Origin of the sequence: Brevibacillus agri (genome assembly GCF_004117055.1) — a bacterium.
Lineage (GTDB): Bacteria > Bacillota > Bacilli > Brevibacillales > Brevibacillaceae > Brevibacillus > Brevibacillus agri.
The window spans coordinates 1,697,012-1,720,000 of record NZ_CP026363.1 but is presented as its reverse complement, the minus strand read 5'-3'; the positions used below and the strand labels follow the sequence as shown (position 1 = coordinate 1,720,000).

Sequence of the window (22,989 nt, the reverse complement as noted above, 5' to 3'; positions counted from 1 at the left end):
GTCCTGTCAATCTGTTCCTTTCCAACTAGATCAATCAGCATGTTCGTCGCCGTATTGTCGCTCTGAATAATCATCAAGGTCACAAGGTCGCGGATCGACAGCTTCAAGCCTGGCGAAAGCGCATATAAAAAGCCCGATCCTCCCACCAAATCCTCTTTGCGCAGCGCCAACTGTGCGTCGATGCGAGCCTTTCCCTGCTCACAGGCCGCATAGACGGCTGCCATAATCGGAACCTTGATGACGCTTTCGGCAATAAACAGCTCGTCCGGCCGATGCGCAAAATACGCGCCATTTTGCACAGCCAGCTCTTTTACCACGACGCCCCATGCCCCTTTCGCTTCCTGCAAGATCGCTGACAAGCTTTTCTCCAAATCCACCGCTCCTGATCCCTCCTGTAAAAGTCCGCCTCAACCGCCTGTCTATTATCATACAATTCAAAAAACGACTGTTACAAGTTTTGGATGACCATGACTACGACCGACCGCTGCAGGATGTTTTGGCTTTGCCGCCCTTTGGAAATAATAGGGGGATAAACGTACTGTAGGTGAAGCCACATGCAAAAGCCCGGAACGATCGGCATTCGTCAATTCACCATTCTCGTTACGCTGATTACGATTGGCGATTCCATCCTGATCCTGCCCGCAGCCGTAGCGAAAGAAGCCAAATACGACGGTTGGCTGTCTGGGATCATCGGCGTGCTGATAGGTCTGGCTATCGTCTACCTTTACTGCATCATCAGCCACCTCTACCGGGAGCATACGCTGATCGGGAAAAACATGCTCATTTTCGGCCGCTGGCTCGGCACCTGCCTGTCCATTTTGTTTCTGTTCACAGTGCTGATTAACGGCTCTGTCTACGTGCGGGCCATTGGCGATTTCATGACCTCGCAAATTTTAAAAGAAACGCCAAGCGTTGCCGTCATCTTTTTGCTCGTGGCGAGCGCTCTCTTTGGTGCGCGCCTTGGGTTGGAGACGTTCGCCCGCACCAGCGAAATTTTTTATGTTTGGTTCGTCTTTACCTTTCTCTCCTTTTTCTTCTTGCTGACGCCGCAGTTTTCCATCCATAACTTGCAGCCTGTTTTGGAAAACGGCATCGGCCCGGCCATTCACGGCTCCTTTTCTGTGATCGCCTTTCCGTTTTCTGAACTCATCATTTTTTTAATGATTACCCCTTTTGTTGATCCGTCGCAAAAACTTACCCCTGCTTTCTTGCGCGGGGCGACGTACGGCGGCATCTGCCTCATCGCAATCATCATACTGACGCTGTTGGTGCTCGGGCCTTCGATGACGGCACAGGACAATTTTCCGAGCTACTCGCTTGCGAAACGGGTGCACGTCGGGGAGTTTTTTCAACGACAGGAGGCGATGATGGCGCTGATGTGGTTCGTTTCGATCTACTTCAAGGTAGTCACGTACATGTACGGCTTTTGCCTGGGAATTCAGCAGCTTTTGAAGCTGCGAGAGTACAAGCTTCTTACTTATCCGACCTGTCTGTTATTTGTCGTCGGCGCGATCATCCTTTTGCCGAACGAGACGTTTTGGCTGCAGGCTTATACGTTTTGGCCGCTCTTTGATTTCACCGTGGCGGTCTTGTACCCGCTGCTACTGGTCGCCTGCTATTACATACGGAAGCGAATCCAAAACAAGCCGACACCTCTGCAAAAGTGAGGGCGTCGGCTTGTGTCTTGGGACAAAGGCAGGGGCTTATTTTTCTGCAAGCTGGCAAGCGCGCTTGATCGCGGCGACCCGCTCGGCATCCACGTAGCGCAGAGCCTGTCCGTCTTCTCTGGCGGCAGTGCCGAAGTGCACCGCTTTCACGCCTGTTTGCCTGATGAGCTCGGGAGCGTTCGCTTCTGACAGCCCGCTTCCTGCCAAAATGCCAAGCGGCGTCTGTGCTGTCATCCGAACCAGCTCGGCAATGCAGCTTGCTCCTTCTATGGCCGTCCGTTTTCCGCCTGAAGTGAGAATCGTGCGCACCTGCGGGTATTGCAACAAAATGCGGGCCGCCTCCCGTTGATCTGCTGCTTCGTCAAAAGCCCGGTGAAAGGTCACGGCCAAGCCATCCGCTTCCGTAAGCAGCAGCTCCAGACCGTGCCGATCAAGCTGCTTTTCCGGCGTCAGCATGCCAAAAACAACGCCTGCCGCCCCAAGCCCGCGAATGACGCGCACGTCTTCCTTCATCACGCGCAGCTCGTCTGCGGTATAGCAAAAAGATTGACTGTGCGGCCGCACCATGACATAGACCGGGATGGACACCGCCTTGACCACCGCCTCAATCAAGCCCCAGCTCGGCGTGAGGCCGCCCTCCAAAATGCCGGAAATCAGCTCCAGCCGATCTGCGCCTCCTTGCTCTGCGCGTCTGGCATCCTCTACCGAAGTCGCAATTACTTCCACAAGCATGTCGCACTCTCCCTTCGTCCGCAAACATTTACGGACATTGTACGAAGTGTTTCCGCCCCGGCGCAAGCGCGGCGCGCGGTCACTGTTTTTCCAATACAAAAACGGGCCGTTTCTCCCCGACGATCAGTCGGTTGTCGTTGGCGATTTCCTTTGACGACAGGGCGTGCAGTCTTGCGATCGTTTCTTTGTTGCTGTAAGCAATCTGTTCCAATATCCCGGCAATGACGAGCGGCCAGACTGCTTCAGAGCCGTCCAGCACCTTCAGCGAAAAGCTGATCCGCTCCTTTTTCAGCGCAAAGCCATATACGCCCATCGCTCCGCCTTTGGCAATGATGTTCGGATCGGTCAACAGCGCTGTACAAATGAAACGATGGCTGGCGATCATTTCCGGATGGGCCGTCATCCAGCCTGTAATTTTCTGAACAGCCTCCCGCGTCGGCTGGTCGGCGATCAGATCCGGGCAAGCGAGCTTCATGTACGCCACCGCCAAATGCTTGAGCGGCAAGGCGTAGACAGGAAAGCCGCAGCCATCGACGGCAAGGCGGATTTTCTCTTTCGGATAGTCCGCCAGGCTCGCAAAAGCGGCGAGCGCCTCCTGCTGGGCCGGATGCTCCTGCTTGTAGTAATCGTCGGTCGAAAAGCCGCGCTCTTTGGACAACGCCAAAAAACCCAGATGCTTTCCTGCGCAGTTGTGAAACAGCCTGCGCTTCGCTACGCCCCGGGACAAGCAGGCAAACTTCGGTTCTTCATTTAACGGGTACGTCGGGCACGTAAGCAGCTCGTCTTCCCGAATGCCTGTTTTGGACAAAATCGACTCCAAAGCTTCCAGATGATAGACCTCACCGCGGTGCGAAGCCGCAAACAGCGCCGCCTCCCGACTTGTCAGTCCGAATGTTTCGGCAATGTTTTGTCTGGCTACCGGAATCGCTTGAAACGGCTTGGCCGCCGAGCGCAATAAAGCGACGTGCTCCACATCTCCCGCCGCATAGATCACCTGTCCGTCTTCGCCCACCCCGCAGATCATGCCCGAATGAACGTTTTCCAAAATACCGCCGCGATACTCCTCCACTAATGGGACCTCTCGCATCTGAATCACCCGTTCCGCTCTAATCTTTTTGCTAATTATTCCATCGACAGGATAATATCGTGAATCACAATTGAAAAAACAGGAGTGAACCTGCGTAATTATAAATTCGAACCAGAGGATAATGGGAAATTTTCTCCATTGGTGTTATTAAAAAATACTAGCAGTACCACCATATTCCGTCAATCGTTTTTTCGCTCACCGTTTCCCATGACGAGCCGATCTGTAGTATAATGGCTCAGGGCGACAGCATGCCGCCCAACTGCATACGAAATCCGCGCGACTTGCGCGGGAGAGGTTCGCGAACTCCCTCTATAAAAAACTAAGGTGGACAACAGTACCGATCCCTTGGTATTGTTTTGTTTTTTTACAGGAGCAGGTTCAAGAACTCTCTTTCTTCCATGACTACGAATAAGGAGATGGAGAGCATGAAAAAGGAAAAAGCCGTCGTTGTGTTCAGCGGAGGTCAGGACAGCACTACATGCCTGTTCTGGGCCAAGCAGCAATTCGGCGAAGTAGAAACGATCACGTTTGACTACGGGCAACGGCACAAGCTGGAGATCGAATGCGCCCAGCAAATCGCCCGCGAGTTGGGCGTGGCCAACACCGTATTGGACATGAGCTTGTTGAACCAGCTCGCCCCCAATGCCCTAACCCGCACAGACATCGACATCACCCAGGAGGAAGGCCAGTTGCCTTCTACGTTTGTCGACGGGCGCAATTTGCTGTTCCTGTCTTTTGCCGGCGTGTTTGCCAAGCAAAAAGGAGCGCGGCATCTGGTCACGGGCGTTTGCGAAACGGATTTCAGCGGCTATCCCGACTGCCGCGACGCATTTATCAAATCGCTCAATGTGACGCTCAACCTGTCGATGGACTATCCGTTTGTGATCCATACGCCGCTCATGTGGCTCGACAAGGCACAAACGTGGAAGCTGGCCGATGAACTGGGTGCCTTCACCTATATTCGCGAGAAAACCCTCACCTGCTACAACGGCATCAAAGGCGACGGCTGCGGCGAATGCCCTGCCTGCCGCCTGCGCAAAGCCGGACTGGACGCGTATCTTTCCGAAAAAAATGAACAAGGAGCGCACGCCTGATGAGCGCCAACTTTGACTTTCGCATCGTTGACCGCATGCAGGAACTGGGCACCCATATTCAAAAATCGCAACTGCGTTACCATAACAAACGCGTGCTGGTGAGCAAAGAGTTTACGTTTGACGCCGCGCACCATCTGCACGCCTACGAAGGCAAATGCAAAAACTTGCACGGCCACACGTACCACGTCGTGTTCGGGATCAGCGGCTACCCGGATGAAATCGGGCTCGTCATCGACTTTGGCGACATTAAGCAAATCTGGAAGGAGCATATCGAAATCTACCTCGACCACCGCTACCTGAACGAAATGCTGCCTCCGATGAATACGACCGCTGAAAACATGGTGGTCTGGCTGTTTGAACAAATGGAAGAGCAGCTCCAGTCTGACGCCTATCGCGACCGCTACCGCGGCGCTCGCGTCGAATTTGTCCGCCTGTTTGAAACGCCGACAAGCTATGCCGAGGCGAGACGGGAGTGGATGATGGAGTGAGCATTCCCGTTCTGGAAATTTTCGGCCCGACGATTCAGGGGGAAGGCATGGTCATCGGCCAAAAGACGATGTTCGTCCGCACGGCAGGCTGCGACTACCGTTGTAGCTGGTGCGACTCCGCCTTTACCTGGGACGGCTCGGCGCAGGATGAAATCAGGCAGATGACGCCGGAGCAAATTTGGGCGGAGCTGGAGCGTCTGGGGAAGAACCGTTTTTCCCACGTCACGATCTCCGGCGGCAACCCGGCGCTGCTCGCAGGCATGGGCGAGCTTGTCTCGTTTTTAAAGGAACGCGGCATTCGCACGGCGCTGGAAACGCAAGGAAGCCGCTGGCAGGAATGGCTGCCCCTGATCGACGACATCACCCTTTCGCCGAAGCCGCCAAGCTCCGGCATGAACACCGACTACGCCGTGCTCGACCGCATCGTCCACGCTTTGCTTGAGCAAAAGCATCCGGGGCTGAACCTAAAGGTCGTCGTGTTTGACGACGCCGACTTCGCCTATGCGCGCGACATTCATCGGCGGTATCCGGCGGTTCCTTTTTTCCTCCAGCCGGGAAATAGCGATCTCGTCAGCGCAGACACGCAGGAACTGAGAGAAAAGCTATTGGAAAGCTTTGAATGGCTGATCGACCAGGCGATGGCCGCCCCCGATTTGAACGACGCCAAGGTGCTCCCGCAGCTCCACGCGCTGGTCTGGGGAAACAAGCGCGGCGTGTAGAGGTGTACGTGCAAGCGTGTAGATGAAAGGACAAACCAGGAACAGATAAACAGAAACGAGGAGGAAACATCCATGAGCGAACAACAACGCGATCTGTCTTCCCTCACCCTTTTGGGCAACCAGGGAACGACTTACAGCTATTCCTACGATCCGAGCGTGCTGGAGTCTTTTGATAACAAGCACCCGTACCGCGATTACTTCGTCAAATTCAACTGTCCGGAATTCACCAGCCTGTGCCCGATTACCGGACAGCCGGATTTTGCCACCATCTACATCAGCTACATCCCGGACATCAAAATGGTCGAGAGCAAGTCGCTGAAGCTGTACCTGTTCAGCTTCCGCAACCACGGCGATTTCCACGAGGACTGCGTGAACATCATCATGAACGACCTGATTAAACTGATGGACCCGAAATATATCGAGGTCTGGGGCAAATTCACCCCGCGCGGCGGCATCTCGATCGACCCGTACTGCAACTACGGCCGTCCAGGGACGAAGTATGAGGAGATGGCGAGCTATCGGCTGATGAATCATGATATGTATCCGGAGAAGGTGGATAATCGGTAAAAGGTATGTAAGTACCTATGCAAAAACCCTTATTTTATAAGGGTTTTTTCTTGTTTGCAGATGTAGCGATTTTCTGAAGCAATCACTTTTGGAAGACTGACTATGGATGAAAGCCGGTAAGGTACTTGTTCTTTACCGAAGAATACTACTATCAATCATGGCCAGCCACATGCATGATGCAAAAGGGAGAGTATCGAATGGAAAAGTTGATCGAAGAGTACCGCCAAGGCTGTGAGCTGTTGCGAGAAGCCGTGGAAGGATTGTCTGAGGAAGAGCTGCGTTTCCAGCCTGCACCGGACAAATGGAGCATCCACCAGCTTCTGATTCATGTAACAGATTCCGAGATTTTGTCTACGCATCGGCTGAGAAAAGTGTTGGCGGAGGAAGAACCGCTTCTGCTATCGTTTAATCAGGAAGCCTGGGTGGATCACCTTGGCTATGAGCGGTTGGACCGCGAGCAGCACATGCTCCTGTTCAAATGCTGCGGGCCAGCATGCTGCCGCTTCTGGAAAATCTGACTTCCGCGCAGCTTGATCGGGTCGGGCAATATCCCGATGGAGCGCGATTCACGTTCAAAGAGCTGCTGGAATATCGCGTCCAGCATGTCCGCGACCACCTCGCCCAAATTGCGCGGGTAAAGCAGGCATTTCGCGAGGATAAGGTGTAACTGACGAAGAAGCCAATCGTTGAATAAATGAACGAACACAAGCGGCATTCCAGGACGTCTTTCTCAATCCTGATTGCCGCTCTTTTTTGCTGTTTGCCCCAAAACAAGAACGTTCGTTTGTATTTTGTGCGAACGATCTGCCAACATGAAACTACATTTTTTGCTATCTCTTACAAATCCTTCAAACCCAAGAGCGCAGGCGTTGTAATCTTTGTCTGCTTTGGTCCAAGTGCCAATCCCCTCCCCGGATTAATCCGCAGGAGGGGATTGGCACTTATGCCTCTTCCCGTACCCACTTCCCCCTTTTTCAAAGCTTTTTCATAGTTTATAATTATCTGAAAAGGGGGTATGGCCATGGCAGTCAACGAATACAGCTTACCAACATCCCCACAGGCAGTAAAACTGAAAGACAATGAGCTTCCGGTATTCGAAGTGCAGCCGGATCAAAACCTCGCGAGCGAGTTTCACAAGCGATTGATCCAGATGATTGCGGAATTTGAGCTTGCGCTGGATGAACAGCACGAGGTCGGGATGCGGCTAGTCTCGTTTGGACAAAACGTCACACTGCGCGTCGAAGGGATCGGCTACTACAATCCGAGCCTGATCCGCTTCTTCGGAACGACAGAGACCGGCGCGCCGGTGGAGCTGATCCAGCATGTTACGCAAATCAGCTTTTTGTTAATGGCCGTCAAAAAAGCCGATCCAGCTAATCCTCCCAAGCGAATTGGGTTCAAGGCCCCAGAAGAAGATGAAAAAGAAGACGTGTGACAGCGTCTTCTTTTTTTGTCTGAATCAAGGCCATATAAAACGGATGGTAAAGAAGCGGAAAACTCGCTAAACTGAAAGAAATGAGAAACCGAACCCCCAACACATTACGAGGAGGAGCCTATTCATGCATCCAAAACACGTCCCCCGTTAATCCCGTGGCCCTCCGTTCCTGTCCGTTTGACCACTCACCCACCAACCACTGCAAAGGGAGATGTGTACAAATGAACATGAATGGACCTGAAAACATAACGCGCAACGAGCGACTGCAAACGTGCCAGGAAATCGCCGCCAGGCTGCATGAGGTGTACGGCGCGAAAATTTTGGCGCTCGGCGTCTACGGCTCGGTTGCCCGCGGGACAGACGGCCCTTTTTCCGATATCGAAATGTTTTGCGTGCTGGAGGAGTCGGACGAAGACGTCGATTTCAGCCATGAATGGTCAGCCGGGCCATGGAAGGCCGAAGTGAACGTGCTGAGCGCCAACGTGCTTTTGCACATGGCCGCCACGGTTGACGAAGGCTGGCCGCTGTCGCACGGCGCGTTTTTTGCTCCGCTCGCTCTGTACGATCCAAAGGACTTTTTTCCCACGCTGAAAAAGGCGGCGCAATCGCCTACCCAGGAAGCGTTCACAGAGGCGATCAACGGCGTGCTCGTCGGGGAAATGTACGAGTTTATCGGCAAGCTGCGCAATGCCCACCTGAACGGCCCGCACACCTACTTGCCCTATCTAGCCATGCAGTTTGCCCAATACGGAGCGATGCTGCTCGGGCTGCACCATCGCACCTGCTATTCGACAGGCGCCCAGGTGTTGCCGGAGTCGCTCCTGCTGACGGACCGACCGGATGGCTACGAGCAAGTGGCAAAGCTGGTGATGTCGGGCGAGTTGGCTGATCCGGCAAAAATCGTCGCGGCGTGCGAGCAGTTTTGGAGCGGACTGCACGTCTGGGCAGCCAAGCACCATTATGTGATTCATACGAAGCGCATTCCTTTTTAATCCGATCGGAAAAAGACCTCTTTTGGCGAGAGGTCTGCCCTGTCGGCAAAAGCGCAAAAGCCCCGCTATCACGCGGGGTTTTTCGTTTCGTTTTCGCTGGCTGACGGATGTCAAGCGGACAAGCCCGGCGATTGCTAGGCCGACAAGCCCGACGACTGCGAGACCGACAAGCCCGGCGGCTACTAGGCCGACAAGCCCGGCCGCTATTAGACCGACAACCCCGGCCGCTGCTAGGCCGAAGAGCCAGCCCAATGCGGCGGGCGCGTAAACGACGGGGGTATTTTCGTGGAGGCGTCCCCCTTTGCCGCGTTGAGCTGTGCCTGAGTGAGAAACAGGCTGTCGGTCAAATCGGCCCCGCGCAGATCGGTATCGCGGAAGTCTGCGCCGATCAGGTCGGCCCACCTGAGGTTCGCTCCGCGCAGATCAGCCGCGATGAGATACGCTCCGCGCAAATTGGCTCCCCTGAGGTCGGCGCCTCTGAGCTTCGCCCCCATGAGATCAGCGCCCCGGCCAACATGGTTCGCTTTTCCCCGCCCCCCTTTTTGCTGGCGACAGGCTTCTGTCCGGACGAGCTCGCTCACCTGCCGCAGCAGTTCGCCCACTTTTGCCCGCTGAGCGGCAACATCCACTTGCAACAGCGCTTCCGGGGCCAGCTCCGTAAAGCTCTCCGTCTCGCGCAGGACGCGCTTGATCTTTGCGTGCAGCGGACGGGCTGGCTGCAAAGTCGACGCTTCGGTCAAATACCAGAGCAGCTCATGCAGTTGCCACATGAGCGGAAACACCTCGTACATTTGCTTGGCCAGCTCCGGCGCCTGCCGCCAGTCGCGTCCGGCGTACGTTTCCTGTGAAACCTTTTGCCCTGCGCCAAAGCAATCGTACACGGTACAGCCGCGAAAGCCGAGCTGGCGCAAGCTCTGGTGAACCGCGCAGCGAAAATCGTCCTGCAAGTTGCGACAGGGGGTGCCTTTGTCCTTGGTTGCGGCAAAGTCGGAGGAAGCGGCAAAAGGCAGCGCCACACAGCACAGCCCGAAGCATTTTTCGCAGTCCCCGCGCAAGTCATGGCGCAACCTCCCCAGGCTCGACTCGCCTTGTTCTTGATGAGCAGTCATGTATGCCCTCCTGACAAATTCTCTTTTTTCCTATTGGCGTAAAGGCGATGAGCGCCCGATGAAGCCTGGCTGCTTGCCAAAGCCATTCCTGTTTCTTTTCGCACCGCGTGCAACTCCGAGCTCGCGGTGCGGCGGCATTGTCTCGCCCATGCACTGGTGTTCGCCTCAAAACAAGCCGTCCGCCAGCAGTACGAAAACTTGGATGCGCGCAAAACCAAGGCCCAAGCCAATTGGCAAAAGCCTCCGCCCCCAGGCGCACACGTCTTTGCTTTTCGCTTCGTTCATCGTCTCGCTATGCGCTTTCGCACGCAAAAGCCCGATCCGCTTTGCGCTGCGAGCGACACGGAACGGGCTGTCTGTCGTTACTTGAAGGCGATTTGCGATTCGAGCATGTGCTGCACGAACACCTCGGCAAAAGCCTCAGCGGTATTGTAGCATTCTTCCAGCGTATTGTTTGTTCCGCCAAATTCCAGCAGCAGGCTGCCCGAAGAAATCGACTGGTTGTACACGCCATTTCCTTCGTTTTTCCCTTTCAAAATGACGCCGCGCGACAAGCCGGGATAATATGCCTCGAGGCGCGCATGCAGGGCGTCGGCCAGCTTTTTGTTTTCCAGATAACCCGGGTTGGCTGTGCCGATCACGAACAAAATGCGTGAGTACGTCTTGCCGTTGATCGTGATTGCCACCTTGCTGCGCGGCTCGTCGCTGTCGCGGTGGATGTCGAAAATGTACTTCAGGTTCGGACTGGTCGTCGCCGCTGCCGCCACCGCCTTGTACGACTCAGTGTACGACATCGCATAGCTTTTCTTCTGCTCGGCCAGCTTCTGGGCGAAGTCATCCTGGTTGACCATCGCCGGGATGCCTTTTGCTTGCAAAATTTCCCCCAGCCGCTTGCCGACCAGCGTAATGTTGATTTCAGGGTCGTCGACGGAGCTGCCCTGGGTGTTGCGCGCGACGTTGCGCCACGACTCGCGGTTGTGCGTGTGGTAAATATAGACGGTTTCATTGCCGATCATGCCCTGGTTATAGCCGACGCCTGGTGTCCCTGCACCGACTGGCGACAGGTTGCCCGCCGCAGGGATGCGGTCGACGATCCAGCCTGCGATGTAGGCGAGCGAGTTGTCAGGCATGCGGATGACGTACCAGTCTCCCACGATTTGCACAATCGGGAAAGTCTGGCCCGGCTGCACGTTGCCCACCACAGGGTAGTTCGTGCCGGGACCGCTGCGCAGATTGGTATCGGCGTTTCTGACGCGAATCGACTCTTCTGCGGGAGCAGGTGCAGGCTGCACCGGATTCGCCGCGACGGGCGGTGTCGTCACCTGGCCTGTCTCATCCGGGACGATTGGCTTGAAAATATAGGCGTACGTGCCGTAGTAGTCAATCGTGTACCAGCCGTCCGCATAGCCGTAATGGGTAATCGTCGAGCCGCCATTGACCTGTCCGATCACAGTGCCCAAAAAGTCGGGAGCGGCGTACACCTCGTAGCTCTCGTTCAGTACGAGCGAGCCTGCGCCCAGCTCGATCGGCATTTCCGGCACGGTCGGAACGGGAGTCGGCTGCGGAACTGGCGCGGGGGCGGGAGTCGGTACTGGCGTTGGGGCTGGCGCAGGAGCTGGAGCTGGAGCGGGCTGTGGCGCCGTCGTTTCCACCAAAAAGCGTGCGTTGACCCAGCCGCTTGTTGTGTTGGACAGCTTGATCTGCGCCCACTCGCCTTGTTTTTTCACTTGCAGGAAAACTCCGTTCTTGTCGATGACTTGCAAGATTTGCGAAGTGGCATTTGGCTCTGCCCGCACGTTCAACATATCCACGTTGCTCTTGACGTATTTCAGTTGAGGAATCTCAAGCATTTTGACGTACTTGTTGTTGACCCAGCCTGTCTTGCCGTTGCTGAGCCTGACTTGCGTCCAATCTTTTTGTCCCTGCACGATCGGCAGCCGTGTCGCTTTCGAAATCGTGCCGACAATCTGGGAGGTTGTTCCGGGTGTACTGCGAATATTCAACTGATCGACTGTTACCTCGACATGTGTGGCTGCTTCCGCGAAGGAAGCCGGCAGCAGAAAAATCAGGCAGCAGGCAGCGATAACGCTGTTTTTTACGCGTGCAAGCAAGATTCTCTTTCCCCTTTTGTATAGAGATCGTCAGCAAGATTGGAAAATCCAGCCTATTCGTTAAAAATTCGCGACTCGCCAGCATTTTCCTTCATCTTCCGACATCTTTTCCTGTCAAAAAGGCACAGAATAAAAGCCGCTCGTCAGTGAGCACAAGGCTCCCTCGCGCTTCGCATAGCCAAAGCACTCGCGCCATTCCAACATTTTTGCACACAAAAAAACACTACAAGGGCGCGGCCTGTGGCGTTTTTTCTGCTGTCTCGCTCGAAAAAACCGATTATCTCACAGGGTCCCAGTCGCTATATCCGTTTTTGGACACACTTCTCCCTTGAGACTCCCACGGCTAAAGCCGCAAGCGCAGCAAGCATCTCGCGGATTTGCTCGGAACGGGGCGCCCGTGGGAGCCGTAGCTGACGGACGCTCGGACGCGCGACTGCAACGCCGCGAGCGTCTCTCCTGATTCGCTCGGCACGGAGCGCCCGTGGGAGCCGTAGCTGACGGACGCTCGGACGCGCGACTGCAACGCCGCGAACGTCTCTCCTGATTCGCTCGGCACGGGGCCGCCCTTGGGAACCGTAAGCTGCCACGCGATCCTTTTGCCCAGACAAAAGCTCCCCTTTCCAGCCGTCGAAAAGGGGAGCTTGCTCGTTTTATCAGCCTTCCTATGTTATTCCTTCGTGGCCCATTTGAAATCAAGGTAGCCCAACTCATCCATGACGACGCCCTTCAGCTTCTCGTCCTGCACCCAGTTGCTCGAATAAAAATAAATCGGAAGCACGGGCATTTCTTCCGTCAGGATGGCTTCTGCCTCCGCCAGCAATTGCTTGCGCTTGGCCGGGTCCGCTTCTGTCGCCGCTTTGTCGAGGAGCGACTGGTACTGCTTGTTTTCCCAGTTCGTATTGTTGTTACCGCCCTTTTTGTCGTAGAACAGTCCCAAAAAATTCGCAGGATCGCCGTAGTCCGCCAGCCAGCCCATCCGTCCAATTTGGTAATTGCCCTCGGTTATATGATCCAAAAAGACCTTCCATTCCTCTTCCACCAGCTTCACGTCAACACCCAGCGCCTCTTTCCACTGCTTTTGAACTTCAAGCGCAATCTTTCGATGGTTTTCCGAGCGATTCATGGACAGGGAGATCGGCGGGAGCTTGCCGATTCCCAGCTCCTTCATCCCTTCTGCCAAAAGCTTTTTCGCTGTCTCGCGATCATTGTCCTTGAAGTAGCCAGACTGCTTCTCGCCATTGGTCACAGGCACGATTGCCGTAGCGGGCACCTGGCTTCCCTTGGTCACCGTGTCGACAATCGCCTGGCGGTTCATCGCGTAGGCGAACGCTTTGCGGATTTTCGCATTGGTAAAAGGAGCCTGCTCCGTATTGAACTTGTACCAGTAGACACCCGCGATCGGCTTCGTGTGCAGAAGCCCTTTCTCCTTCAGCACTGGCAGAGCATCTGCCGGAAGCTGCCCGGGAGCACCCGCCCAGTCCAGCTCACCCGTATCGAACAAGGCCAGCTCCGTCTCTTCGTCCTCAACCATCGAAAAGGCGAGCTTGTCCAGCTTCACGGCTGCCTGATCCCAGTACGACGCATTTTTCACCAGCGTCATCTGTTCAGCGCGCGTCCAGGAAGCGAGCTTGTAAGGGCCATTTCCTACATGCGTCGAGACGGCATTGGCCCATTTCGGATTCGCGGCCACGACCTTCTGGTTGACCGGATAAAAGGTCGGGAAGGCTGTCAGTTGGGCAAAATAAGGAGTCGGCTCCTCCAGCACGACGCGCAACGTCTTCGCATCAACCGCCTTCACCCCTACGGCGTCCAGCTTCTCCTTGCCGCTGTTGGCTGCTTCGGCATTTTCGATCACGTAGAGCTGATGGGAGTAGATGCTGTCCGTTTTCGGATCGAGCACCCGCTTCCATGCGTATTCAAAATCGTAGGCCGTGACGGGATCGCCGTTGCTCCATTTGGCATCGCGCAAGTGGAAGGTGTACGTCTTCAAATCGTCAGACACCTCGATCTTGTGCGCCATGGATGGCTGCAGCTTTCCATCCGGGCCAACGCGAACCAGGCCGTCGTACATCGCCCTGGTCAACATGAACGATACTTCATCCTCTGCCAGCGCCGGGTCGACCGTGAGCGGCTCCGCGACCAAATTGAGCCGCAGTACTTTTTCCGTAGCGGCCGGACTGGCTGCCTTTGGCTTTGCTTCATTGGCTGCCGCGTAGCCAGCGCAAGAGGCAATCACTCCAGCGGCTACCAACACATTCAAAACGCTTTTGCTGCGTGATTTCATCGCGATTCTCCTTTGATTTCTAGTTTTCGAACTTTACATATAATACCAAATAACTAAAATAAACACAAACAAGCCACTATCCACCGCTACCGCGTCCAGCAGTAGTGCCAAAATCCCGCAGCGTCAGTCTCGCGAAAAACAAAGCCGTTTTTGAGCAGCACTTTTTGCGAGGCGATATTTTCGGCTGTCGTCTTGGCCTGTACTTCACGGATACCGAGCGGCTGTATGTATTCGGTAAGCAGGAGCTTGAGCGCCTGAGACGCCACTCCTTTGCCTGCGGCATCCGCTCCGACCCGGTAGCCGAGTTCGGCGCTTCCTCGTTCGTGATCGAGGTCGACCAGATTCATCCGGCCCAAAATGTCTCCCGCCGCATTTTTGATGAGCGTAAAGCAGGAAATACGCTGCTCTTGCTCTGCCAACAAAGCTTGCAGACTGTTTTGAAAATAATCGCAGTGATAGTACGCCTCCCCGCGGCTGGGGACTGTCCGCTCGAAAAACTCCCGATTTTTGCACTCGAAGGCAAAAAGCGCCGGGGCATCCTGCTGCTTCAACGGCTCGATATGGATGGACATGAAAACGACACTCCTTCACAAACATGATTGGTTCTTCATCCGCGGCCGAAATCCGCTAGAATAGGAGACAGGTACAAAAACGAGGTGAATGCGCAAATGGCTTATTTGGAAGAAGGCACGTTCATTGCCTTTCTCGCCTTTTCGATTTTTTTCCTGGTCGCCTACAAGCTGGATCAGATTTCGTTCGTCGCCTTCGTTGTTTCATTGATCGCGACAGCGGCGGTGCACGCTGCCTTTTACCTGCTCATGCTAAAATATTGGCCGATCTTTTAAACGCGCCGCCTGCTTGCTACAGCAGCAGATCACGCACCTGCGAAAACAAGCGCGGGCTTGATGCTCCCGCGCTTGTCTTTCGGCACGCTCAATTTCCGGCTTGCTTTTCGTAGGCGGCAAGAAGTCCGGCTGCCTGTTTTTGGTATGCTGTCAAAAATCCTTGAACGCCCCGGTTCCACTCCGCCTGCGGCAACGGCAGCGGCAACTGGTTCGCCTGCTTTCCGTTGACCAGCAGCATCGTCTCGACCAGCGCCTTCTGCTCAGGCGACAGCTCTCCAGCCTTCAGCACTTTCGGCTTCGCGAGCTTTTTCCCCGCCACCGATCGTAACAGCTCCGCAAAAAACATCTGGTGATACTCTTTGTACAAATCCATCGACATATAGTAGCTCATGCCTCCACGCTGCGGCACGATGCCCCGCTTTTGCGCCCATTCCGTCAACTCCTTGGCGGTCAGCGACTGGCTGCTTTTGCCTGTCGGCATGAAGTAGGCGAGGCTGTACATGTCTTCGTCGCTCATGTCAGCGCGTTTCGCATCGGGCTTGATCGCGCCTTTTGCTTCCAGTGCCGCGAACACCTCTGCTTTTCCTGCGCCCTGTGGCAGTCCCACATACAGCGCGAGATTCGCGTAAAACTTGCTCTCGCTGCTGCCCTTCCCGGACCAGCTATACGGCTTGCCGAAGTCGACAAGCTCCAGCGGGTTTTGTTTCATCAGTGTCGTATATGCCTCGAAGCTTTGCAACTGGAGCGGGCGATACGTAATCACAGGCTTTTTCGTCAGGAACTTGGTCGTAAACAGCTCTTTGCCGTCCTGATCGAGATAGCCGAACTGGTCCTTCGTCGCAAACGCAAATGGCGGCTGTGTGTCGTCGTGCAGCCAAAGTCCGGGAAAGACTTCGCCGGACGGCTTGATCGCTTCGTACCTGGGAGCAGTCAACTGTCTGCCGTCTGCTGCCAAAAGCCCGTACAAGCCCGTCTGCTTATCCTGGTAGACGACAACGCCTGGTCTTTTGTCGCTTTGCGGCAGCGGCTTCAACGACTGGTAGTTCCCTGTGGTGATGCGCTCCAGCGAAGAGGAGTACACATCCCAGCCATCTTTCGTTTGCACCAGCAGCTTGTCGAAAGTAGAGGCTGTCTCGTATCCGGTTGCGTTCGCCAGCTTTTGCACGAGCCGGCTGCCTTCCTGCGCCCAAACATCGAGCGTCCCGTCCGCCCGCATCGCAACGGCCGCTTTTTTCTCGCCCATCGCTATTTCCGCAGCCTCCCGATACGCAAACTCGCCTGCGACCTGCAACTGCCCGTCTGCGATCCGGATGAATGCCCGCTTGTTTGTGCCCTCCTTCACGCCCAATGTGTAGAAGGCGTCGCCCACCTGCATGATGGTGACGGGCGGAGCGTCGTAGCGCCCCTTCCACCGCGCCAGCTTGATCTCTGTCGTGAGCAGCGTGCCGTCTGGCGTGTACAGGTCAGCCGTCTGCCCATCTGCTGCGACGATCAGCTTGGAGGCATCGTCTGCGTAAAGCTGTTCATAATGCTTGCTGATCGGTTTATCGGTCGAACGGTCGACGATTACGCTCCCTTTGCCCGCTTCGTACACCGCATTCAACTGCTCGGACAACGGCTGGACGTCGTGTTCGCTCTCCGGCTTGCCACTAATGCCACCGAAGCGTAGCACTTTTCCATCCGGCTCGGTTACCACCACCTGTCCCGAAGCTTCCTCATAGCGAATGACCCGATTTTCTGCTGGTGTGAGCAGCAAACCTTCGCGCTCCGAATACAGCCCGATTTTGCTGCCGTCCTTGACGCTCTGCAGACCGTAACTGCCTAACGGCGTCAACGAATCGAACCAGAAGTCCGGTTCGCGGATCGGCTTTTCCCAACCGGGGAGAATCGTCTTTTTCCCGTCGCTGCGCACCAGCAGACGGGAGGCAGGCGCCCCTTCCACGCGCGGATGCACGAACGGGATCACCACTCCTGCGTCTACCTGCACAACGCCGTACATGCCCGTCTTCGGGTCCTGTCCCAGCACGTAGCTGTCGCGCAAATAGTCCGCGCCCTTTTTCAACGAATGAGCCGTTCCTTTGGCGATGGAATGGTAGGTCACAATATCTTTGGAGACGGTCCAGTACAAATCCGGGTTGCTATGCGCAAATCCCACCTCGGCATAGAGCGGCTCCGCCAAAAGCTGTCCGTCCTTCCACAAACCGACTCCGTTTGGCCCCACCAGTTGAAAATATCCATGGTTCCAGGTGTAGATCGCCTTGTATTGCGCAGGCAGCACGTACTGTCCATTCACATCGACCAGACCTTCCTTGCCGCCCGAGCGCACCTTGAGATAGGCAGTCTTTGGCCCGCCTTCATTGGGAATCAGCGCGGCCCCCGGCAAGGAAAATCTCGGCTTGAACGTCACCAGATCGTACAAGGTCATCGCCTTCGCGGTCGTCGCCACAACGTAGCGCGTCGCGTCTGCTTCCTGATCGCCCTTTACCTCTGGGGGAATCAGCGAGACGATGGACAGCTTGCCTGCCACGGGAGGAATCAGCACCTTGCCCGTTTTGTCCAGCAGCATGGAAGTCTGTCCGCCCAGCACAATGACTGGGTCATGGTCAGAAGACAGATAGTAGCTGTGCGCCCCTGCAAACTTCGTGGCTGACAGCTTTTTCGTCGTCAGGTCGATGTATTGAAACCAGCCGCCTTTTTGCACGATGGCGATGTTATTCGAGCCGGGAATTTCGATCTCGTCCCAGACGGCGGGAGTGATTTCCTTGCCGGTACGCACGTCGAGCAATCCTTTTTTTCCGGCCTTGGTGACGATCACCGCGTGCGCAGAGTAGTCGAATGCATCGTACTGGGCTTTCGTTACCAGCTCGTTGCCATTGGTGAAACCGATCTTGTAATCCGTCAAGTACGGCTGAACGGTTGCAAACGAAGCCGCTTGCACCGGAGCTGTCCATGCGCTCGCGCAGAGCAGCGCAGCCGCCATCAGACTGATCGCTTTATGTTTCATGGGCTTGTTGGCCTCCCCCTGTGCTTTTTGCTTGCTATCAGTCAGACGCGCAAACGGCCACGTTGGTTTCACTTTCCTTTTCCATGGGTGGGCAGCGAAAAGGAAAAAGCGACGCCTGTCTTCGTATTTCGCACACTGTAGGAGGCTTCATGCAGTTCCAGAATGTGCCGGACGATGGCAAGTCCGAGCCCGGTCCCGCCTGTCTTGCGGTTTCGCGAGCGCTCAATCCGGTAAAAGCGGTCCCAGACAAAAGCGAGTTGCTCCTGCGGGATTTGCTCGCCTTCATTTTCAATCGTGACGCGCAGCGCTTGCGCCTCGCCTTCGATCCGCACGGTAATCTCGCTGCCCGGATTCGCATGGCGGATGGCGTTGACCAGCATGTTGAGCAACACTTGCTCGATTTTCTCCTGATCGGCGTACAGCGCTTCCTCGTTGGCCAAAATCGTCACGGCCCGCAGCTCTTTTTCGCGGAAATGATGCATCAGCCGCTCGACGATTTCCTCCGTCAGCTCGCTTAAGAAAAACCAGCTCTTTTTCAGCTTGATCGTCTTCGACTCCAGCTTGGCCAGCTCCAGCAAATCGCGGACGAGTTCCTCCATTTTTTCCGTCTCGTCGAGGATGACCTCGATGTAGCGCTCGCGCTTGTTCTCGCCGACGCCGTCCCGCAGCCCTTCCGCGAAGCTTTTCACGATGCTCAGCGGCGTTTTCAGCTCGTGCGAGGCATTGGAGACAAACTCCTTCTGGATCAGCTCCATCCGCTGCTTGTGGTCCATCTCGCTGCGCAGTTGTTCGTTGGCTTGCTGCAACTCCCGCAGCGTCACATCCAGCTTTTCCGCCATCGTGTTCAGACTGCGCGCCAGGCTGCCGAACTCGTCGTTGCGGATAATCGGCGACTTGACCGAGAAGTCGAGCCGCGCCATGCGCAGGGCGCTTTTGTTTAAGGAAAGTAGCGGCTTGGTGACGATTTTGGACAAAAGCAGGGACAACAGCAGGATCAGCGCGAAGCCGCCGATTCCGATGTAGACGTAAAACAGCCGCAGTGCATCGTTTGCCTCGCTGATCTGCTGCAAGGAGGTGAGGGCGACGACCAGTTCACTGAGCCGCCCGTCCTGTACGATCGGGTGAATCGCAACCAGGCTGCGCACGCCGCTCCACGGCTCCACCCATTCCTCCTCCAGCACGCTTCCGCCCTCCAGCGCGCGTTTGCGTTCCTCCGATAACGGGAATAAGTCCTTCAGCACATGAAACAGAATCCCTTGCCGCAAATTCCACTGGTTGGGCGCAGGCAAAAACAGCTCGGTAATTTCGCCGGAGACAGTCGACAGCGTCAGAGTCGTGTCGCTCCCTCGCAACGTGCCGATATCGGCTGCCCCCGCTTTTTTAATGACGCGCGGATAAAACATCTCCTGCAGCAGCCCTTCCTCAAAGACGCCGATCGCTTCAATCCGGTCGCCTTTGTGCAGATTCGCGCTCAAAAGGGCGCTGCGGTCTTCCTCCGGGAGCAGGGACAGCGAGATTTTCACGTTTTTGCCTTCGCGATCGCGAATGACGATGCGAAACGGATTGTCGTACTTCACCTGGCCGTTTGGGCTGACAATCGCCAGTTGCGTCTTGTTGCGGCTGATAAAAACGGACAACTCCCGGGCCATGCTCTCTGCGTCCCATTCCCGCGAGACGTACTCTTTGGCAAACGCTTCGAGCTTCTTCTCCAGGTCGTCCAGCTTTTTCGATTGATAAAATTGCTCAAAAAAAAGTAACTGACCGATCATGATAATCGTATAAAACAACAGGAAACACGATGAAGTGATGGCAAACAGCTTGAGTGTGACGCCCCATTTTTTCATCGCTCTTCCTCGAACGTATAGCCTGCCTTGATAACTGTCCGGATGTGTCGCGCTTCGCTGCCGAGCTTGCTGCGAAGCTTCTTGATATGGGTGTCGACGACGCGCAAATCGCCAAAGTAGTCGAAGCCCCAGACGTGATCCATGATCGTTTCCCGCGACAGCACGATCCCGGCATTTTTGATAAGATAGACGAGCAACTCATACTCTTTCGGGGCGAGGTCGATTTCTTCGCCCCTGATCTTCATGCGCCGGGCATGCCGATTAATGACGACCTGGCCGAAGCGCAGCAGATGGTCGGTTCCTCTGACCGTGCCCTCAACCCGCTTCATCAAGGAGTTGGCCCTGGCGACCAGCACTCGCGGGCTGAACGGCTTCGTGACGTAATCGTCGGCGCCAAGCTCAAAGCCTTGCATCTTGTCGTCTTCTTCGGACTTGGCGGTGAGGATGATGATCGGCACATCAGAGGTTGTGCGGATTTCTTTGCAAACCGTCCAGCCATCCATCTCCGGCATCAAAATGTCGAGAATGACCAGATCGACCCGGAGGCTTTCCAGCATCTGAATGGCTTGCTTTCCGTTTTCCGCTTCGTGTACAATCCATTGCTCCTGCTCGAAGTAGTCCGCGACGATTTCGCGGATGCGGCTCTCGTCTTCGACAAGCAGCACCTGTCGCTTCATGGATGGCTCTCCCTTCCTTGGATGGTGTGATAATTACAGCATTCGCCAAAAAAAGACACAGGAAATACACATCGTTACGGTAAGCTTAGCATAGAAAATAGCGCGTCTCGAAATTGGAAAGGATGTTCCCATGAACTTGCTCACCGTCTTGCAAAATAAGGATTTCAGACGTTTCGGTATTTTGGCGTTGTTTTGTTTCCTGCTCTACTCGCTCGGAAGCATGCTCAATGTCGTTTTGCTCACGTTTCTCGTCACATTTTTGATGGATCGGCTGCACCTGTTTCTCACCAGGGCGACTCACAAGCTCGTGCCCGTCCATCCCAAATTGATTCTCATAGCCCTCTACGCACTGTTGACGGCCTTTCTGGTTGGCGGAGGGATGAAAGCTTTCCCGGCCCTGATTCATCAAACCGGGCAATTGATCCACCTCATCGAGCAGGTGGTGCGGGAAAACCAGCATAACGAATTTGCGCCTTATCTCATGTCCGCCCTAGACAAGCTTGACATGAAAGGGCTTGTCAAAGGGAGTCTTGACTTTTTGACGGTCGTCAAGGACATGGGCTTCAACCTGTTTCTGGCGCTGCTGCTCAGCCTGTTTTTCCTGCTGGGCAAGGACAACGTGATCGCGTTTACCGCGCAGTTCCGCACCAGCAAGCTGTCGTGGCTGTACAACGAGATTGAATATTTCAGCCAAAAGTTTATTTTGACCTTTGGAAAAGTCATTGAAACCCAGTTGCTGATCGCCCTGTTCAACACTGTGTTCACGGTCATCGGCCTGTGGATTCTCGGCTTCCCGAACTTGTTTGGCCTGGCGCTGATGGTGTTCGTGCTCGGGCTGATCCCCGTGGCCGGCGTCATCATTTCCCTGATTCCGCTCAGCGCCATCGCCTTTAGCATCGGCGGCTTGCCTACGGTGATCTACCTGCTGGTGTTCATCATGCTGATTCACGCCATGGAAGCTTACGTCCTCAACCCTCGCCTGATGGCGTCGAAGACCCATCTGCCGATTTTTTACACGTTCGTCGTCCTGATCTTCTCCGAACACTTCTTCGGCGTCTGGGGACTGATCGTGGGGATTCCGTCGTTTGTATTTTTGCTCGACATTTTGGAAGTAAAAAAAATGGGAACCCCGATGTCCAAAAACAGACCTGTTTCCAAAGAAGTGCTGGACGTGCGGGTCAATGCCAAATAGGAAAACGGACAGCCGCCTCAATCCTCGACATAACCAAGCAAAAGGAGCCCTTCTCGTGCGGGCTCCTTTTTTGTTTGCTTTACTCTTTCCAAATTGTGCTACTCGCGTTCAAACCATTTAATCAGCGCCTGTGTCCCGCTGTCTGCCTCGCCTTTTTCCGCAAGCTCCTCATAGAGCGACTTGGACAGCGCGAGCCCAGGCGTCAACAGTCCCATCTCCTCGGCCGCTTCCAGGGCGATGCCCATGTCCTTGATAAAATGCTTGATGTAAAAGCCGGGCGCGTAATTGCCCGCAATCATCCGCGGAGCCAGATTGGACAAAGACCAACTGCCCGCCGCTCCCGCTTCGATGCTCGTCAGCACGCGCGCCGGGTCCAATCCCGCTTTTTTCGCGTAGGCGATCGCTTCGCACACGCCGATCATATTGGTCGCGATGCAGATTTGGTTGCACATTTTCGTATGCTGTCCGGCACCAGGGCCGCCCTGGAGAACGACGTTTTTGCCCATGACCGCAAGCAGCGGCTCCACCGCGTCGAACGCTTCCTGATCGCCGCCGACCATGATCGCAAGCCGCGCTTCCCGCGCTCCGACATCTCCGCCGGACACCGGGGCGTCCAGCGCATGCAGCGCATGCTTTTTCGCTTCCTCGTATATTTTTTGGGCGAGCGAAGGCTTCGACGTTGTCATATCGATCAAAAAAGTACCCGGCTTCGCATGCGAAATGATGCCCTCAGGCCCAAGGTACACTTCTTCCACATCAGACGGGTATCCGACCATCGTAATGATGACATTGGCTTCAGCAGCCAGCTCGCTTACCCGTTCCTTCCAGACTGCTCCTGCCGCCAGCAGTTCCTCGGCTTTTGCCTTCGTGCGCGTATAAACGAGCACCCGATACCCTGCCCGCAAAAAATGTCCCGCCATGCTTTTGCCCATGACGCCCGTTCCTACAAACCCGATAACCGTTTCTTCTGCACGTACAGTCACGCTACCAGCTCCCTCGTTTCTCTCTGTAATACCTACCCGTATAGTTCTGGAACAAAGCGGGATATTCCTGCTACTCTCTGGCAAAGCGAGCGCCTGCACGGCCACACTTTCAGCCAACAGGACATATGTCCTTTTTTCTCGCCCCCCAGTCTTTTACTA

Annotated in this window: 21 protein-coding genes, 1 pseudogene and 1 riboswitch (1 of these 23 running past the window's edge); of the genes and pseudogenes, 10 read left to right on the top strand and 12 right to left on the bottom strand. The window is 55.2% G+C overall.

Annotation, left to right across the window (positions count from 1 at the left end):
* A protein-coding gene (locus BA6348_RS08625; protein WP_122953339.1) for a serine hydrolase crosses the window boundary here: on the bottom strand, window positions 1-377 show its 5' portion. Its footprint begins 424 nt before the window's first position; only the first 377 of its 801 coding nucleotides appear in the window; it begins with the start codon at window positions 375-377; the stop codon falls past the left edge of the window.
* A gap of 177 nt (window positions 378-554) precedes the next feature.
* Here BA6348_RS08625 and BA6348_RS08620 point away from each other — a divergent pair, with 177 nt between their 5' ends.
* Window positions 555-1,667 carry a GerAB/ArcD/ProY family transporter gene (locus BA6348_RS08620; protein WP_122953338.1) on the top strand — a complete coding sequence of 371 codons (1,113 nt, stop codon included), beginning with the start codon at window positions 555-557 and terminating at the stop codon, window positions 1,665-1,667.
* A 36-nt stretch (window positions 1,668-1,703) separates the two neighbouring features.
* On the opposite strand, the gene BA6348_RS08615 is transcribed toward BA6348_RS08620, so the two are convergent.
* Window positions 1,704-2,399 (bottom strand): copper homeostasis protein CutC, encoded by a 696-nt coding sequence (locus BA6348_RS08615; protein WP_007784340.1) that lies wholly within the window; start codon window positions 2,397-2,399, stop codon window positions 1,704-1,706.
* Window positions 2,400-2,478: 79 nt separating this feature from the next.
* On the bottom strand, window positions 2,479-3,486 hold the full coding sequence (locus BA6348_RS08610; RefSeq protein WP_174768835.1) for an asparaginase: 1,008 nt from the start codon (window positions 3,484-3,486) through the stop codon (window positions 2,479-2,481).
* Window positions 3,487-3,771: 285 nt separating this feature from the next.
* Window positions 3,772-3,815, top strand: a riboswitch (PreQ1 riboswitch).
* 96 nt (window positions 3,816-3,911) lie between these two features.
* On the opposite strand from BA6348_RS08610, the gene queC reads away from it, so the two are divergent.
* From queC to BA6348_RS08575, 7 genes and pseudogenes are all read left to right on the top strand, one after another.
* The gene (gene queC, locus BA6348_RS08605; protein WP_005830383.1) at window positions 3,912-4,580 is read left to right on the top strand and encodes a 7-cyano-7-deazaguanine synthase QueC; all 669 of its coding nucleotides are present in this window, start codon (window positions 3,912-3,914) and stop codon (window positions 4,578-4,580) included.
* Window positions 4,580-5,068 carry a 6-carboxytetrahydropterin synthase QueD gene (gene queD / locus BA6348_RS08600; RefSeq protein ID WP_007784345.1) on the top strand — a complete coding sequence of 163 codons (489 nt, stop codon included), beginning with the start codon at window positions 4,580-4,582 and terminating at the stop codon, window positions 5,066-5,068. The genes queC and queD overlap by 1 nt, the downstream gene beginning before the upstream one ends.
* Window positions 5,069-5,115: 47 nt before the next feature.
* A complete protein-coding gene (gene queE, locus BA6348_RS08595) occupies window positions 5,116-5,787 on the top strand; it encodes a 7-carboxy-7-deazaguanine synthase QueE (protein ID WP_242507495.1) in 672 nt (223 codons plus the stop codon).
* A gap of 72 nt (window positions 5,788-5,859) precedes the next feature.
* Window positions 5,860-6,354 (top strand): preQ(1) synthase, encoded by a 495-nt coding sequence (gene queF, locus BA6348_RS08590; RefSeq protein ID WP_007784349.1) that lies wholly within the window; start codon window positions 5,860-5,862, stop codon window positions 6,352-6,354.
* A gap of 197 nt (window positions 6,355-6,551) precedes the next feature.
* Window positions 6,552-7,021 (top strand): annotated as a pseudogene (locus BA6348_RS08585) (DinB family protein).
* A 354-nt stretch (window positions 7,022-7,375) separates the two neighbouring features.
* Entirely contained in the window at window positions 7,376-7,789 is a 414-nt protein-coding gene (locus BA6348_RS08580; RefSeq protein WP_005830393.1) for a DUF6173 family protein, read from the top strand.
* Window positions 7,790-8,010: 221 nt separating this feature from the next.
* Window positions 8,011-8,781 carry an ANT(4')-I family aminoglycoside nucleotidyltransferase gene (locus BA6348_RS08575; RefSeq protein WP_122953334.1) on the top strand — a complete coding sequence of 257 codons (771 nt, stop codon included), beginning with the start codon at window positions 8,011-8,013 and terminating at the stop codon, window positions 8,779-8,781.
* A gap of 230 nt (window positions 8,782-9,011) precedes the next feature.
* On the opposite strand, the gene BA6348_RS08570 is transcribed toward BA6348_RS08575, so the two are convergent.
* The 5 genes from BA6348_RS08570 to BA6348_RS08550 all read right to left on the bottom strand — a co-directional run bounded on the left by BA6348_RS08570 (window position 9,012) and on the right by BA6348_RS08550 (window position 14,857).
* Window positions 9,012-9,890, bottom strand: a complete 879-nt coding sequence (locus tag BA6348_RS08570) for a pentapeptide repeat-containing protein (protein WP_122953333.1) — start codon at window positions 9,888-9,890, stop codon at window positions 9,012-9,014.
* A gap of 362 nt (window positions 9,891-10,252) precedes the next feature.
* Window positions 10,253-12,001 (bottom strand): stage II sporulation protein P, encoded by a 1,749-nt coding sequence (gene spoIIP, locus BA6348_RS08565; RefSeq protein WP_026558176.1) that lies wholly within the window; start codon window positions 11,999-12,001, stop codon window positions 10,253-10,255.
* 343 nt (window positions 12,002-12,344) lie between these two features.
* Complete coding sequence (locus BA6348_RS08560; RefSeq protein WP_129552181.1) at window positions 12,345-12,557, bottom strand: hypothetical protein; 213 nt, start codon at window positions 12,555-12,557, stop codon at window positions 12,345-12,347.
* Between the two features lie 111 nt (window positions 12,558-12,668).
* Entirely contained in the window at window positions 12,669-14,285 is a 1,617-nt protein-coding gene (locus BA6348_RS08555; protein WP_005830400.1) for a peptide ABC transporter substrate-binding protein, read from the bottom strand.
* A gap of 86 nt (window positions 14,286-14,371) precedes the next feature.
* A complete protein-coding gene (locus tag BA6348_RS08550; RefSeq protein ID WP_122953332.1) occupies window positions 14,372-14,857 on the bottom strand; it encodes a GNAT family N-acetyltransferase in 486 nt (161 codons plus the stop codon).
* A gap of 96 nt (window positions 14,858-14,953) precedes the next feature.
* Here BA6348_RS08550 and BA6348_RS26565 point away from each other — a divergent pair, with 96 nt between their 5' ends.
* Window positions 14,954-15,130 (top strand): hypothetical protein, encoded by a 177-nt coding sequence (locus tag BA6348_RS26565; protein WP_165328981.1) that lies wholly within the window; start codon window positions 14,954-14,956, stop codon window positions 15,128-15,130.
* Between the two features lie 88 nt (window positions 15,131-15,218).
* On the opposite strand, the gene BA6348_RS08545 is transcribed toward BA6348_RS26565, so the two are convergent.
* The 3 genes from BA6348_RS08545 to BA6348_RS08535 form a co-directional block, all read right to left on the bottom strand.
* On the bottom strand, window positions 15,219-18,134 hold the full coding sequence (locus tag BA6348_RS08545; protein ID WP_122953331.1) for a WG repeat-containing protein: 2,916 nt from the start codon (window positions 18,132-18,134) through the stop codon (window positions 15,219-15,221).
* A 68-nt stretch (window positions 18,135-18,202) separates the two neighbouring features.
* Window positions 18,203-19,978, bottom strand: a complete 1,776-nt coding sequence (locus BA6348_RS08540) for a sensor histidine kinase (RefSeq protein WP_007784363.1) — start codon at window positions 19,976-19,978, stop codon at window positions 18,203-18,205.
* The gene (locus BA6348_RS08535) at window positions 19,975-20,655 is read right to left on the bottom strand and encodes a response regulator transcription factor (RefSeq protein WP_005830406.1); all 681 of its coding nucleotides are present in this window, start codon (window positions 20,653-20,655) and stop codon (window positions 19,975-19,977) included. Before BA6348_RS08535 ends, BA6348_RS08540 begins: the two co-directional genes overlap by 4 nt.
* Window positions 20,656-20,785: 130 nt before the next feature.
* On the opposite strand from BA6348_RS08535, the gene BA6348_RS08530 reads away from it, so the two are divergent.
* Window positions 20,786-21,847: an AI-2E family transporter gene (locus tag BA6348_RS08530; protein WP_007784367.1), complete on the top strand. Its 1,062-nt coding sequence runs from the start codon at window positions 20,786-20,788 to the stop codon at window positions 21,845-21,847.
* A 98-nt stretch (window positions 21,848-21,945) separates the two neighbouring features.
* On the opposite strand, the gene BA6348_RS08525 is transcribed toward BA6348_RS08530, so the two are convergent.
* Window positions 21,946-22,860 carry an NAD(P)-dependent oxidoreductase gene (locus BA6348_RS08525; RefSeq protein WP_235694667.1) on the bottom strand — a complete coding sequence of 305 codons (915 nt, stop codon included), beginning with the start codon at window positions 22,858-22,860 and terminating at the stop codon, window positions 21,946-21,948.
* Between the last annotated feature and the right edge of the window lie 129 nt (window positions 22,861-22,989).